The 14482-nt window shown below is 69.6% G+C and carries 13 protein-coding genes and 2 tRNA genes; 9 read left to right on the top strand and 6 right to left on the bottom strand.

The window, feature by feature from the left end; all coding sequences use genetic code 11:
- Positions 1-93: 93 nt before the first annotated feature.
- Entirely contained in the window at positions 94-708 is a 615-nt protein-coding gene (locus tag IPK81_00455) for a flavin reductase family protein (GenBank protein QQS12811.1), read from the top strand.
- Between the two features lie 325 nt (positions 709-1033).
- Here IPK81_00455 and IPK81_00450 read toward each other — a convergent pair whose 3' ends face one another.
- On the bottom strand, positions 1034-1588 hold the full coding sequence (locus IPK81_00450) for a hypothetical protein (protein ID QQS12810.1): 555 nt from the start codon (positions 1586-1588) through the stop codon (positions 1034-1036).
- 316 nt (positions 1589-1904) lie between these two features.
- The gene (locus tag IPK81_00445) at positions 1905-2273 is read right to left on the bottom strand and encodes a nuclear transport factor 2 family protein (GenBank protein ID QQS12809.1); all 369 of its coding nucleotides are present in this window, start codon (positions 2271-2273) and stop codon (positions 1905-1907) included.
- A 139-nt stretch (positions 2274-2412) separates the two neighbouring features.
- Between IPK81_00445 and IPK81_00440 the strand changes: the two genes are divergently transcribed.
- Positions 2413-2661: a type II toxin-antitoxin system VapB family antitoxin gene (locus IPK81_00440; GenBank protein QQS12808.1), complete on the top strand. Its 249-nt coding sequence runs from the start codon at positions 2413-2415 to the stop codon at positions 2659-2661.
- Positions 2662-3273: 612 nt separating this feature from the next.
- Here the strand turns inward: IPK81_00440 and glnA are convergent.
- Together glnA and IPK81_00430 are read right to left on the bottom strand one after the other, a co-directional pair.
- The gene (gene glnA / locus IPK81_00435) at positions 3274-4683 is read right to left on the bottom strand and encodes a type I glutamate--ammonia ligase (protein ID QQS12807.1); all 1410 of its coding nucleotides are present in this window, start codon (positions 4681-4683) and stop codon (positions 3274-3276) included.
- A gap of 104 nt (positions 4684-4787) precedes the next feature.
- Positions 4788-5126, bottom strand: a complete 339-nt coding sequence (locus IPK81_00430; GenBank protein ID QQS12806.1) for a P-II family nitrogen regulator — start codon at positions 5124-5126, stop codon at positions 4788-4790.
- Between the two features lie 297 nt (positions 5127-5423).
- Here IPK81_00430 and IPK81_00425 point away from each other — a divergent pair, with 297 nt between their 5' ends.
- On the top strand, positions 5424-6590 hold the full coding sequence (locus IPK81_00425) for an aminotransferase (protein ID QQS12805.1): 1167 nt from the start codon (positions 5424-5426) through the stop codon (positions 6588-6590).
- 4 nt (positions 6591-6594) lie between these two features.
- Here the strand turns inward: IPK81_00425 and IPK81_00420 are convergent, their stop codons facing one another.
- Both IPK81_00420 and IPK81_00415 read right to left on the bottom strand, forming a co-directional pair.
- A complete protein-coding gene (locus IPK81_00420; GenBank protein ID QQS12804.1) occupies positions 6595-8067 on the bottom strand; it encodes a bifunctional 3-(3-hydroxy-phenyl)propionate/3-hydroxycinnamic acid hydroxylase in 1473 nt (490 codons plus the stop codon).
- A gap of 14 nt (positions 8068-8081) precedes the next feature.
- The gene (locus IPK81_00415) at positions 8082-9665 is read right to left on the bottom strand and encodes an FAD-dependent oxidoreductase (protein QQS12803.1); all 1584 of its coding nucleotides are present in this window, start codon (positions 9663-9665) and stop codon (positions 8082-8084) included.
- A 198-nt stretch (positions 9666-9863) separates the two neighbouring features.
- Here IPK81_00415 and IPK81_00410 point away from each other — a divergent pair, with 198 nt between their 5' ends.
- From IPK81_00410 to IPK81_00385, 6 genes are all read left to right on the top strand, one after another.
- Positions 9864-10355 (top strand): hypothetical protein, encoded by a 492-nt coding sequence (locus IPK81_00410; GenBank protein ID QQS12802.1) that lies wholly within the window; start codon positions 9864-9866, stop codon positions 10353-10355.
- A gap of 99 nt (positions 10356-10454) precedes the next feature.
- Positions 10455-10531 (top strand) — tRNA-His (locus IPK81_00405).
- 118 nt (positions 10532-10649) lie between these two features.
- The gene (locus IPK81_00400; protein QQS12801.1) at positions 10650-11204 is read left to right on the top strand and encodes a hypothetical protein; all 555 of its coding nucleotides are present in this window, start codon (positions 10650-10652) and stop codon (positions 11202-11204) included.
- A gap of 16 nt (positions 11205-11220) precedes the next feature.
- The gene (locus IPK81_00395) at positions 11221-12798 is read left to right on the top strand and encodes an NAD(P)H-hydrate dehydratase (protein QQS12800.1); all 1578 of its coding nucleotides are present in this window, start codon (positions 11221-11223) and stop codon (positions 12796-12798) included.
- A 115-nt stretch (positions 12799-12913) separates the two neighbouring features.
- A tRNA-Leu gene (locus tag IPK81_00390) sits at positions 12914-13000 on the top strand.
- A gap of 56 nt (positions 13001-13056) precedes the next feature.
- The gene (locus tag IPK81_00385) at positions 13057-14391 is read left to right on the top strand and encodes a trigger factor (GenBank protein QQS12799.1); all 1335 of its coding nucleotides are present in this window, start codon (positions 13057-13059) and stop codon (positions 14389-14391) included.
- Positions 14392-14482 lie beyond the last annotated feature (91 nt).

The raw sequence follows: 14482 nt of genomic DNA, 5'->3' as shown, positions 1-14482 counted from the left end.
CGCGCGACGTCGTGGCGCCGATGGGCTCACGCGCGGCGGACGGGCCCGCTATAGTCGCCGCGCCGACCTGTCCAACGCCGAGGGAATCTCCGCATGCAATACGCCGCCAGCGAGCTCAGCGCGCACGACCGCTACAAGGTGCTCGTCTCCTTCATCCTGCCGCGGCCGATCGCGTGGGTGACCACGCTCGGGCCGACGGGGATCGTGAACGCCGCGCCGTTCAGCTTCTTCAACGCCTTCGCGGAGGATCCGCCGCTGATCATGTTCGCGGTCAACAAGCGTCCGGACGGGCGGCTGAAGGACACGTGGATCAACGTCGAGCGCACCGGCGAGTTCGTGGTCAACCTCACCGACGAGCCGCTGGCCGAGAGGATGCACCAGTCCAGCGGCGACTTCCCGCCGGAGATCGGCGAGCCGAACTACCTGGGACTGAGTCTGGCGCCGTCGGTCGACGTGGCGCCACCCAGGCTGGCGCAGGCGCCGTGGTCGATGGAGTGCAAGGTCTACCAGGTGCTCAACGTCAAGGACGACCGCCAGCTCGTGCTCGGGGAGGGCGTGCGCTTCCACATCCGCGACGAGCTGTGGGACCCCAAGGCGATGCGCGTCCACATGGACAAGTACCATCCCGTCGGCCGCATGTTCGCCGACCGCTACTGCCGCACCGACGACCGCATGCTGTTCCCGGCGGCGGAGGGGCCGAAGGGCTGAGGTCGACGACGTCGGGGCCGCGGGTGGTTCCGAGCGTCGTCGCGAGGCGCCCCATCGTCATCCCGAGCGCGTGCGGTTTGGTCATTTCGTCCGGCGCGGCGTGAACCCGGACAACCCTTCCTAGTCAGTGCGGCGATCGACTCGTCGATTTCGCTCGGATCCCGTCGCGGCGCCCGGGCGATACGGTTCCGTGCGCCGCGATAGGCCCATGCCGCCAGATCGGGCGGATCCAGCGCGCGGACTCCGGGCGCGGCGAAGGACCTCGACTCCGCGACGCTGGCGACGCGGGCGCCGCCGACGGACGGAAGTCCCATCCCCCGCGGCGCTAGGCCAGCGTCAGCTCGATGCCGGCGACGATCATCCACGACCCCGTGGTCAGCAGGGCGCCGGCCTTCCACACCGGGTACATCTTCACCTTGCGGATCCCGCCCCACAGGTCGAGCCCGGCGTCGGCGATCTCCGGCGCGCTGTTGAAGGTCGAGCCGGCGGTCCGCAGCAGGTTCGCGACGTCCTTGATGATCACCGAGCGCGCCCGGCCCGACGCCCTCGACGTGGTCTGCGTGGTGGTCGACCACGAGACGCCGTCGTGGCCGCGCGACGACACCTCGTTGAGCCCAACGACGTCGATCCATCCATGCGTGAGGTTGTCCGCCACCGAGGTCGGGCTCCAGGCGAAGGGGATCGCGAACTCGCCCTTCGAATCGGTCTTTCCCCAGATGTACTTGCGCTCGCCGCCGCCGCCGGCGTAGGCGATGCCGACGTCGCCCTGGCCCCAGACGCTGGTGATCGCGATCTGCACGTTCGGCGCGGTGGCGCCGCCGCCGACGGAATAGACGCGCCCCAGGAGCAGGCCGGGATTGCTCATCGTCAGCGAGGACATCGCACCCTCCATGAGGCATAAAGATAAGTGACCATACACTCACTTTATGATTGACGCAACCGCGCGCGACGACCCCCTCACCTAACCTCTCCCCCTCCGGGGAAGAGGAACATGATCCGGACTCGTTCCCCGCGGGAACATGAGACCCGACCTCCTCGCCGCCATGGCGGAGCGGGCAATGAAAGCGCTGGCGACGTCCGCAAGCAGCGTCGCCACCCTCATGTTCCTCTCCCCCGGAGGGGGAGAGGTTAGGTGAGGGGGCGCCCGCATCTCGACGCGTGACGGGGAGCCGCGCGCCGCCGAGCCACGCCCGCCGCTATTGCGCGCCCGCCGGCGGGATCGCGGTCTGCTGGTGGAACGCCAGCTTCCAGCCGGCCTCGCGCTCGACGTAGCCGCTGCTGACGAAGGCGTGGTAGGGCCCGCCGTCGGCGCCGGTGGCGCGGCATTCGTAGGTCACCATCGCGGTGTCGCCCGACGGCCGGATGAAGCCGCGCGGCTGGAACGAGACGTTCCGCCAGCGGCCCTTCTTCGCCGACCGCGCGATCGCCGTGCGCGACATCACCCCGGCCTTGCCTGCGAACGCCACGAGGCAGCGCGAATCGACATGGCGCCGGTAGGCCTCCGGCCCGCCGGTCCACAGCCGTTCCTCGATCGCCAGGAGATCCCGCTCGAGCGACGTGGGCATGCGACGCCTTTCCGCTGTCGTGGGACGGGTAACGTTTACGGGGCGTCGAAGGTTGCCGACGGTCGCGAGCGGTCCAACGCGACTTACGCCCACGAACGAATTGCGGCATGGAGTCGGGCTCCGACGAAGGGACGCACCGATGGCGTTGAGCATCAAAAATCGCGAGGCGAAGCAACTGGCGCGGCGCCTCGCCGCGCTGACCGGCGAGACTCTGACCGACGCCGTGACCGTCGCGCTGCGCGAGCGCCTGTCCCGCGTCGAGACACCGGCTGTGAGCGTCGAGGAGCTGCTGGCGATCGGCCGCGACTGCGCGCGCCGGCTCAAGGCGCCCTATGCCAAGATCGATCATGGCGACGCGCTCTACGACGAGCGCGGACTGCCGAGGTGACGATCAACTGAAGGGGAGTGGCGATCAGACTGCGATCCGCGCCTCGATCGAGGCCGTCAATTCGGGCTCCTCACAGATGCCGCGTTCAAAATAGTCGCGCGTGTAGAGGACGTCCTGGCTGTCAATCCCGTTTCCTGCCGAGGGGGAGGGGAGGATGGAGGGACTGTGACAAGTCGGTGGCCGGTCGCTCGACCGGCGGCGGGTGGTCGCGCTCGGGTGGCGACCGCCAATGCCGCCGCCTATCCACCGGAGTTCCCGGTCTTCTCCACAAGCTTATCCACGAGTGGTTTTTTGTTGCGTCCAATTTGCCTTAAAAATGGGCATGTTTCGGGCGGATTGGCCGTGAGCGCCCGGCAGCTATGGCCGGTGCGAATACCGCCGATGCTTGCCTCGATCAACTATCGGCCATGAGATTATTTTCCATAACTTGTATCCATTTGAGCCACTTAGCGGCTGCCAAACTCTGCCAAAACGCGTCCAAATCCGTCCAACACGCGCCGGATCACGTCCCGATTCGAGCACCATCGACGGCCCTCCGCGGCGCGTTCCAGGCACGAAAAAGGGGCCGCCCGGCGGGCGGCCCCTTCGCGTCGGTGGTCGGGAGCGCGGGGCTCAGACCGAGTAGTACATCTTGTACTCGATCGGCGCCGGCTGGTGTTCCCAGTTGTAGACCTCTTCCCACTTCAGTTCGATGTAGGCGTCGATCTGGTCGTCGGTGAAGACGCCGCCCTTCGTCAGGAACGAGCGGTCGGCGTCGAGGCAGTTGAGCGCCTCGCGCAGCGAGCCGGCAACGGTCGGCACCTTCTTGAGCTCCTCAGGCGGCAGCTCGTAGAGGTTCTTGTCCATCGCGTCGCCGGGATGGGTCTTGTTCTGGATGCCGTCGAGGCCGGCCATCAGCATCGCCGAGAAGGCGAGGTAGGGGTTCGCGGTCGGGTCGGGGAAGCGGACCTCGACGCGCTTGCCCTTCGGGCTGGCGGCGTAGGGGATGCGGCACGAGGCCGAGCGGTTGCGCGCCGAGTAGGCGAGCAGCACGGGCGCCTCGAAGCCGGGGATGACGCGCTTGTAGCTGTTGGTGCTGGCGTTGCAGAACGCGTTCAGCGCCTTGGCGTGCTTGATGATGCCGCCGATGTAGTACAGCGCGGTCTCCGACAGGTCGGCGTAGCCGTTGCCGGCGAACAGCGGCTTGCCGCCGTTCCAGATCGACTGGTGGGTGTGCATGCCCGAGCCGTTGTCGCCGTAGAGCGGCTTCGGCATGAAGGTCGCCGTCTTGCCCCACTGGGCCGAGACGTTGTGCACGCCGTACTTGTACTTCTGCACGTTGTCGGCGGTCGCGACCAGGGTGTCGAAGTTGAAGCCCAGCTCCATCTGGCTGGGCGCCACCTCGTGGTGGTGCAGCTGCATGACCAGGCCGAGCTCGTCGAGCACGGTGCAGATCTCGGCGCGCAGGTCCGACATCGAGTCGACCGGCGGGACCGGGAAGTAGCCGCCCTTGACGCCGGGACGGTGGCCCATGTTGCCGCCGTCGAACTCGGTGCCGGTGTTGTGCGGCGCCTCGATCGAGTCGAGCTTGTAGAACGAGCCGCGCATCTGCACGTCGTAGCGCACGTCGTCGAACACGAAGAACTCGAGCTCGGGGCCGAAATAGGCGGTGTCGCCGATGCCGGTCTGCTTGAGGTAGGCCTCGGCGCGCTTCGAGGTGGCGCGCGGGCAGCGGCTGTAGCCCTGCATGGTCGACGGCTCGATGACGTCGCAGAACAGCACCAGCGTGGTCTGCGCCGCGAACGGGTCGAGCACGGCGGTGGCCGGGTCGGGCATCAGGATCATGTCGGACTCGTTGATCGCCTTCCAGCCGGCGATCGAGGAGCCGTCGAACATCACGCCGTCGACGAAGGTGCCCTCGTTGACGAACTTCGCGGTGTAGGCGGTGTGCTGCCACTTGCCGCGCGGGTCGGTGAAGCGGAAGGAGACGAACTTGACGTCCTTGTCCTTCATCATCTGCAGAACGGATTTGGCGTCGGCCATGTCCTCTTGTCCTTTCTTTCTCGCGTTGTCCGACGCCGTCGCGTCGTTCCAGGTCCCGCCGCGGCCCGCCCCCATGGCGCGCGCGGCCTCGTCCACGGCTTCGTTCAGACCGCCTCGTCGCCGCGTTCTCCGGTGCGGATGCGCACCGCGTCCTCGATCGACGACACGAAGATCTTGCCGTCGCCGATGCGTCCGGTCTGGGCGGCGGCGCGGATCGCGTCCACCGCCTTCTCGACCATCGAATCCTCGATCACGAGCTCGAGCTTCACCTTGGGCAGGAAGTCGACCACGTACTCGGCGCCGCGGTAGAGCTCGGTGTGGCCCTTCTGCCGGCCGAACCCCTTGGCCTCGATCACGGTGATGCCCTTGAGCCCGATGTCGTTGAGCGCCTCCTTGACCTCGTCGAGCTTGAACGGCTTGATGATCGCCTCGATCTTCTTCATCGCTCCGCCTTGCCCCTCGGCCACCCGCCACCGCAGCACGATTCGTGCCAGCCTCCCATTCGGGCCGGCGGCGCGCCGCGCTTAGGGCGAGGCGCTAGAGCCGGGTTTGATCCGCCGGTGAACGACTAATAATCGGGCTAAATGCCCGAATGCGAGGCGAAAATTCGCCTGCTCATTGATCATTCTCTGCCTAACGCGAGGGCAGAGCCGCATCTGGTGGCGGGCATCCCGGGTTCCGGGGTAGATAGCGGCCGGTGACCCGTAGGATGTGGTAAGCAACGGAGCGGACGCGGGGCGATGAAGCAGGGCAACAGCGTTCTCGGCGGTTTCGCCGACACCGTCTTCGAGACGATGTCGGCGCTGGCGCGCAAGCATCAATCCGTCAACCTTGGACAGGGCTTTCCCGACGATCCGGGGCCGGAGGACGTGCGTCGTGCCGCCGCCGACTACCTGATGACCGGCCACAACCAGTATCCGCCGATGATGGGGATCCCGGAGCTGCGCCAGGCCGTCGCCGCGCACAACAAGCGGTTCTACGGCATCGACGTCGACTGGCAGACCGAGACCATGGTGACCTCGGGCGCGACCGAGGCGCTGGCCGACTGCCTGTTCGGGCTGATCGAGCCGGGCGACGAGGTCGTCGTGCTCGAGCCGCTCTACGATTCCTACGTGCCGATCATCCGCCGCGCCGGTGGCGTGCCGGTCTTCGTGCGGCTCGAGCCGCCACGCTGGGAATTGCCGCGCGACAAGCTGGCGGCGGCGTTCGGTCCGAGGACCAAGCTTTTGCTGCTCAATTCGCCGATGAACCCGGCGTCGAAGGTGTTCGACGCCGACGAGCTGGCGTTCATCGCCGACCTCTGCGTAAGGCACGACTGCTACGCGGTGTGCGACGAGGTCTACGAGCACATCGCCTTCGACGGCCGCCGCCACATCCCGCTGATGACCTTCCCGGGGATGCGCGGTCGTAGCGTCCGGATCGGCTCGTCCGGTAAGACGTTCAGCGTCACCGGCTGGAAGGTGGGCTACCTCACGGCGGCGCCGGAGGTGCTGCGGCCGATCCTCAAGGCGCACCAGTTCGTCACCTTCACGACCCCGCCCAACCTGCAGTGGGGGACCGCCCACGGTCTGCGCAAGGAAGACGCCTATTTCAACGGCCTCGCGCAGGGGCTTCAGGTCAAACGCGATCGCCTCGCCGCGGGGCTGCGCGACATCGGCTTCGACGTCATGGACGCGCAGGGAACCTACTTCATCACCACCGATTTCCGGCCGCTCGGCTTCAACGGCACCGACGAGGATTTCTGCCGCCATATCACCGAGGCCGCCGGCGTGACCGCGGTGCCGATCAGCGCGTTCTACCAAAGCGCCGGTTCGCCGAAGTATTTCGCGCGGTTCTGCTTCTGCAAGAACGACTCGACGATCGACGCGGCGCTCGACCGGCTGAGAGATCACTTTAAGAGAAGGTGAGATATCACCTTAAGAGGTTGGCGAGCTTCTCGACCAGATCCACGGCGTTTCCCGATCCGAACACGTAGCGGTCCGGCCGCACCAGCACCGCTTCGACGCCGCGCGAACCGAGCCAGTCGCGCAACGGCGCCGCGAACGCGCCGAACACGGGGTCGGTCAGCGAGACTCGGCGCAATCCCGCGACTTCCGGTCCACGGGCGTCCTCGGCGATCAGCCAGAATCCATCGCCGGCGACATCGTCGAAGCGGACCGGGGCCGCGTCGTCGCCGTTCCACGGCTGCGGGAACAGGCCGCCGGCGCCGGGCGTGCCCGTCAGCACGACGCCCTCGGTGATCGGCGGAAACGTCAGGGCGGGACCTGGAAGGCCGGCGGCGCGGCGCGCCAGCATGTCGGCGTCGCGCGCCGCGGCGGCGGCGGGATCGAGCGTGCAGACCACGCGGCCCATGGCGATCGCGGTCTCGACGATGGCACGGACCTGGCGCTCGCGCTCCGGCTGAAAGGTGTCGAGCAGCGACGCGGTCGATTCGCCGCGCACCACGCGCGCCAGCTTCCACGACAAGTTGGCGGCGTCACGGACGCCGGAGCACATGCCCTGGCCGGCGAACGGCGGCATCTGGTGCGCGGCGTCGCCGGCGAGCAATACGCTGCCGTCGCGCCAGCGCCGCGCGACCAGGCCATGGAAGCGGTAGACCGCCTTGCGCTCGATCTCGAGGCTCCGCCGGTCGCCCCATGGCGCCAGCCACGACCAGATCCGCGTCTCGTCGAGCGCTTCCTCCGGCGTCTCGCCGGGCTTGAGCATGAACTCCCACCGGTGGCAGCCGGGTCCCATCAGCACGCAGGTCGTCGGCCGCGCCGGATCGCAGAACTGGACGTTGACGCCGGGGAGGCGCGCGCCGGGCCCGGTGCGGACGTCGATCACCAGCCAAGGCTCGTCGAATCCATAGTCGTCGAGCTCGATCACGCAGGCCTTGCGCACGGCGCTCGCGGCGCCGTCGCAACCGACCACGAAACGCGCCGTGACGATGCGCTCGCCGGCATCGTCCACGACGCGGGCGCGCGCGCCGCCGGCGGTTTGATCCAGTCCGACGAGCCGCGTGCCGAGACGCGTCTCGACCTGCGGCGCCGCCGCGAGGCGCGCGCGCAGCGCCGTCTCGATCGCCGGCTGGTGCATCATGTAGTTGCCGCGCCAGCCCGAGACGCTGCGCGCCGACGTGCGGTCGAAACGCAGCAGGATCTCGCCGCGCGCGGTCCGGAACTCGTAGCCGTCGGACGCGCGGACGTGCGGCAGGACGGAGTCGGCGATGCCCAGCCGCTGGAACACGCGCATGATCTCGTGGTCGAAATGCGCGGCGCGGGGCAGCGGATAGACGGCGGTGTCGCGGTCGATCGCGATCACGCGCAGGCCCTCGCGCGCCAGCAGCGCCGCGAGCGTCGCCCCGACCGGTCCCAGGCCGACGACGAGGACGTCGCAGTCCACGGCGCCGCCGTCCGTCACGCCACCGCGGCGGTGGACTGGACGGCGCGGGCGGCCTTCAGGCCGGTCTCGATGGCGCCGTTCATGAAGCCGCTGTGCTCGACGCTGGCGTGCTCCCCGGCGAACAGAAGACGGCCGCCCAACTCGGGCCGGCCCTCGACGCCGAAGAACGCCGTGTACTGGCCGGCCAGCGGCGAGGAGTAGGAACCGCGCGCGTGTCGGTAACGGCTCCAGTTCATGAACATGCGCACGCCGGTGGCCTCGGCGCCGGCGCGCGGGTCGAGCGATCCGAGGAACCTGAGGGTCGCGGCGTGCGCGTCGGCGGTGAACGCGGCTCCGGCGCGGCCGCCGAGGAAGTTCGTCAGCACGCCGTTGGCGCCGGCCTGGTCGCGGCTGGTCTCCCAGAAATTCTGATGCCCTGAATCGGTGGTCAGGAAACCGGCGAAGGGCGGCAGCGCGCCGGGCGCGCGCCAGAAGCGCGAGCGGTAGTCGGTCATCGCCTTGGTGTTGGTGCCGTAGCCGTACTCCGCGATGCTGCGCTTCTTCGCGGGCTGGAGATCCAGCGCGCGCACGCCGTCGACGTCGCGCAGCACCGAGAACGGGATCGTCATCAGCACCTGTCGGGCGGAGACTTCGACGCGGCGGCCGGCATTGTCGAACGACAGGTGGAGGCGCCGGCCGTCGTCGCGGATCGCGACGAGGTCGTGGCGCAGCTGGATCGCGCGGTCCTCACCGCCGTCGACCCGGGCGGCAACCGCGCGCCGCAACGCGTCCACCAGACGCGAGTTGCCGCCTTCGATGCGCCAGGCCTCGTCGCTCTCGCCGTAGAGTCCGTGCTGCGCGGGATCCATCAGCAGGATCAGGTTCAACGACGTCTGCTCGTCGGCCTCGCGCCCCATCTCGCCGACATAGGCGACGCGCACGGCTGTGCGCACCCACGGCTCGACGTCGCGCTGCTGGTCGAGGAACTCCGCCAGGGTCATGCGGTCGAACGCGGCCGCGTTCATCGGCGCGTCGAACGTGACCGAGACGTCCTTGGCGCCGCCGGCGATCTCGCGCCGCGCCCGCGCCACGGCCGCGATCAGCGGCTTTAGCCCGTCCTCGAACTGCCGGCCGGTGTAGACGCGTCCACCGACGTGGATCAGCTCCAGTTCCACGCCCGCCGGCGGGTCGCTGAACTTCCGCAGGGGCACGCGCAACTCGGCGCAGAGGCGGCGCAGGTCCTCGTGTCCGGTGTCGATCAGCTCGGCGCCGAGCTCGACGAACTGCCCGCCGGCGTTGAAGCCGTCATATGTCCAGACGCGTCCGCCGACACGGCCGGACGCCTCGTAGATGGTGAACGGGCGGCCGGCCTTCGCCAGCGCATGGGCCGCCGACAATCCCGCGAGGCCGGCGCCGATGATGGCGACCGGCTCCGCCGTCGAGGCGCCGCCGGTCATCGGCGCGGCGCAGGCTGCGAGCGTGGCGGGCGCCAGCGCCGCGGTCGCCGCCAGCCGGCTCGAACCGGCCAGGAACCCGCGCCGGGTCACGCCGGGCGAGGGCGCCGCGGCGGCGTTGCGCCAATGGCGACGAAGGGCCCGGAACATTGGCGTGCGCGACATGCTCGACCCTTTCCGTCTTGAACGCGTGACGACCCGTTTAGTCGACGACGGTGTCGCGCGCCATCGTTCGGCGTTTGGCGTTGTCGACGTATCGATGCAAAATGTGCCTTACGACATCGGGGATGTGGGCGCTCGCTTTTGCGTATGGTATGACGCGGACCGGCGGATCGCCGGACGTTTTTTCGGGGGGAGAGAGCGATGGCGAGAACGAGGGTGGCGGTGTTCCGGGCGAGCGTGGTCGACGTGAACGATCCGACGCGCCAAGGACGGATGCGGCTTCAGGTTCCGCAGGTGCTCGGCAACGAAATCAGCGCCTGGGCGAAGCCGTACACGCCGCCGGCGGAGCCGCCGCATCCCGACGGTCCTCTGGTGGCCGACGGCCGTGTCCACGTCACCTTCGAAGGCGGCAACCAGCAGTATCCGATGGCGTTTCCGCTCACCCGCAACGACCAGCCGCTCTCCGGCCTCCAGCTCTATCCCGGCATGGTCCTCGATTCCGACGATCCGATGGGGCAGAGCCGGGTGAACATCAGCGTGCCGGCGATCTCCGAGAATCCGCTCGGATGGGCGCCGATGTGCGCCTTCCTGACCTTCGGCTCGGCCCGGTCGATCCGGGTGGGTTCCAAGGTCGTGGTGGTTTTCGACCGCGGCGACACGAACTATCCCATCGTGTTCGCGACGATGCCGTAGCCTGCGGCGCCGCGATCGTCCGCGCGGCGCTTGACGCTCGGGAAGGCGCGGAGTACCTAGCCGGCCGCGTTTTAGGATGCGGACAGCGTCCGGCGTGTGGCGGCCGTAGCTCAGTTGGTTAGAGCGCTAGATTGTGATTCTAGATGTCGCCGGTTCAAATCCGGTCGGCCGCCCCAATCCCCCTCCATCGGCACCATCGCGCGGGCGTCGCTTGGCCGCGCCGCGCCGGCGCCGTATTCTGCGCGACGATGCGACCGGCCCCCGACGCCGACGGCCGGGGCGGGGAGAACGTGGATGCGGGCCTTTCTGAAGCGATTCCTGACGCCGCCGCTCGTGGTGCTCGCCGCCATCGTGATGGTGGTCGAGGAAACGCTGATCGACGCGTTGCAATGGGTGATGGCGCGGTTCGCGCGGCTGCGCTGGATCGCGGCGTTGGAGGCGCGCGCGGCCCGGCTGCCGCCATACCCGGCGATGCTGCTGTTCCTGCTTCCCGGCGCCATACTGATGCCCGTGAAACTGGGCGCCCTCTGGGCGGTGGCGCAGGGCCACGTCGTGCTCGGCGGCGCGGTGATCGTCGCCGGCAAGATCGTCGGCACGGCGTTCAGCGCGCGCATCTACAAGATCCTGCGGCCGACGCTGGTGACGCTACCGTGGTTCGCGCGGGCCGAGGCCTGGGTGTTCGCGCTGCGCGACAGGCTCTACGGCTACGTCCGCTCGCTGCCGGCGTGGCAGGCGGCGAAGCGCGGCGTGGCCGACGCCAAGGCGTGGGTGCGCTCGATGATGCCGAAATCGGGGTGGATCGCGCGCCGCTTCGCCGCGCTTCGCCGCCGCCGGCGGCGTTCGGCGTGATGGAAAGCCCGCGCGAATGACCTCCGGCGGGCCGGGGCCGGCCACCGCCGAAGGGCGCGATCTCGTGGGCGACGACGATCTGGCGCTGCTGACCTGCGCCGAGATGGCTGCCGCCGAGAAGATCGCGATGCGCGGCGCGACCGGCCCGGACGGCGCGCGCTTCGCCGCCGTGTCCGGGTCCGAACTGATGGAGGCCGCCGGCGCCGCGGTCGCCGCCGCCGTCGTCGAGCGGCATATGCCGCAGCCGACCGTCGTGCTGTGCGGGCCCGGCAACAACGGCGGCGACGGCTTCGTCGTCGCGCGGCACCTGTCGGCGGCGGGCTGGCCGGTCCGCGTCGGGCTGATCGGGCGGCGCGAGGATCTGCGCGGCGACGCGATGTGGGCCGCGATCCTGTGGGACGGCGCGGTCGATCCGCTGTCGCCGGCGTTGCTGGAGGAGCGACCGCTGGTCGTCGACGCGATGTTCGGCGCCGGGTTGAAGCGGGCGATCGACGGCGAGGCGCGGGCGGTCATCGAGACGATCAACGCGCGGCGCCTTTCCTGCGTGGCGGTCGATCTGCCGAGCGGGCTGAACGGCGATACCGGCGTGGCCCTCGGCCCGGCGCCGGTCTGCCAGATGACGGTCACGTTCTTCCGGCCGAAGCCCGGGCACTTGTCGATCGAAGGGCGCGCGCTGTGCGGCGAGCTGCGCGTCGCCGAGATCGGCGTCGCCCGCGGCGCCTTGCGGGAGGTCGCGCCGCGGCAGTGGCGCAATGGTCCGGCGTTGTGGCGCGCGGCGCTGCGCCCGCCCCGGGCGACCGACCACAAGTACGTCCGCGGCCACGCGGTCGTCGTCGGCGGCGAGCTGATGACCGGCGCGGCGCGGCTGGCGGCGCTGGCGGCGCGCCGAGTCGGCGCCGGCCTGGTGACGATCGCGGCGCCGCCGGGGGCGATGCTGGTGTACCAGCTCGCCGAACCGGGAAACCTCGTGGTCCCGCTGGACTCGGCCGCGGCGTTCCAGCGTCTGGCCGCCGATCCGCGCAAGAACGTGTTCCTGGTCGGGCCAGGCGCGGGCGCGACCGTCGCCACGCGGCGGCTGGCGGTCGACGCGCTCGGCACCGGACGCGCCACGGTGCTCGACGCCGACGCGCTGACCTGTTTCGCCGGCGACGCGGCGTTCCTGTTCGAGAAGATCCGCTTCCCCACGCTGCTGACGCCGCACGAGGGCGAGTTCAACCGCCTGTTCCCCGAGCTCGGTCCGGAACTGGGCAAGCTGGAGCGCGCGCGCCGCGCCGCCAGGCGTTGCGGCGCGGTGGTGCTGCTCAAGGGCGCCGACACCGTGGTCGCGGCCCCCGATGGCCGGGCCGTGATCAACGACAACGCGCCCCCGACCCTGGCGACGGCGGGCTCGGGCGACGTGCTGGCCGGGATCGCGACCGGTCTGATCGCGCAGGGCATGACGCCGTTCGCGGCGGCGGCGGCGGCGGTCTGGATCCACGGCGAGGCGGCCAATCTGGCCGGCCCCGGCCTGATCGCCGAGGATCTGCCGCCGCGCGTGCCGGCGGTGATCGCGGCGCTGTCGCGGCCCGTGGAGCCCGGCCCGGCCGACGCCTGAGCGCGGCCGGACCGAGCGGGCGGGGCGCCGGATAACCCTTTGACCGGTCGCGGGACGCGCGTTAGAAGGCGCCCCTTGGCCGCCGGGTCCCGGTCGGCCGGGCGCGCGGCGCGTCGCGGGCGTGGTGGAATTGGCAGACACACGAGATTTAGGTTCTCGCGCCTTTACCGGCATGGGGGTTCAAGTCCCTCCGCCCGCACCATCGTCCGGCCGCCCACGCGTCCACCAGTCTGAACGGATCGAGCGGATTTTCCCAACATGCAAGTCACCGACATCGCCACCGAAGGCCTGAAGCGCGCATTCAAGATCGTCGTGCCGTCGGGCGACCTGTCCGGCAAGGTCGACAGCCAGCTCGTCGAGATGTCGAAGACGGCGTCGATGGCCGGCTTCCGTCCCGGCAAGGTGCCGGTCAGCCTGCTGCGCCGTCAGTACGGCCAGGCGCTGTTCGCCGACGTGGTCGAGAAGTCGGTCAACGAGAGCGTCGGCAAGACCGTCGAGGAGAAGGGCCTGCGCCCGGCGCTGCAGCCCAGGGTCGAGGTCAAGCAGATCGGCGAGGGCAAGGACCTCGAGTTCGACGTCACGGTCGAGATCATGCCGGAGATCGGCGACGTCGATTTCGGCGCCATCGAGCTGGAGCGCCTGAAGGCCAGGGTCGAGGACCAGGCCGTCGAGGACGCGCTGAAGCGCATCGCCGACGCCAACAAGGACCAGAAGCCGCTGGCGACGCCGCGGCCGGCGGCCAAGGGCGACGTCGTGAAGATGGATTTCACCGGCTACGTCGACGGCGTGGCGTTCCCCAACGGCAGCGCCACCGACTACTCGATCGAGCTCGGCTCGGGCAGCCTGATCCCCGGCTTCGAGGACCAGGTGGTCGGCGCCTCGGCCGGCGAGGAGCGCGAGGTCAAGGTGACGTTCCCGGCCGAGTACGGCGCCGCCGAGCTGGCCGGCAAGGACGCGGTGTTCAAGGTCGCGGTCAAGGAGATCCTCGAGGCGGTGGCCAAGCCGGTCGACGAGGAGCTCGCCAAGGCGTCGGGCTTCGAGTCGCTGGAGAAGATGCGGACGGCGGTGCGCGAGCGCATCGAGCAGGACTACGCCCAGGTGTCGCGCGCGCTGGTCAAGCGCAAGCTGCTCGACCAGCTGGCGGAGAAGAACAAGTTCGGCGTGCCGCAAGGCCTCGTCGACATGGAGTTCGAGGCGATCTGGAACCAGGTGGAGGAAGCGAAGAAGTCGGGCCAGAAGGTCGAGGGCGACGAGGACAAGCTCAAGGAGGAGTACCGCGGCATCGCCGACCGCCGTGTGCGCCTGGGGCTGCTGCTGGCCGAGGTCGGCCGCAAGAACAACATCGAGGTCTCGGCCGCCGAGATCAACCAGGCGGTGATGCGCGAGGCGCAGCGCTATCCCGGCCAGGAGCGCGCGGTGCTCGAGTTCTACCAGAAGAACGCCGAGATGCGCGACCGGCTGCGGGCGCCGATCTTCGAGGACAAGACGATCGACTTCGTGCTCGAGCTGGCCAAGGTCGCCGACAAGTTCGTGCCGCCGGACGACCTGCTGAAGGCGGCGCGCGAGGGCGAGGACGACAAGGCCGCCGCCTAGGCGCCGTTCCGTCCGGACACGGAAACAGGGGATCGCGACCGGCGTCCGATCCCCTTTTTCACGCCCGAGGCTTGCGCCGCCCGGGGCCGCG

The sequence above is a fragment of the Rhodospirillales bacterium genome (assembly GCA_016699855.1).
Classification (GTDB): Bacteria; Pseudomonadota; Alphaproteobacteria; order Reyranellales; family Reyranellaceae.
This window is presented reverse-complemented; position numbering and strand designations above follow the sequence as displayed.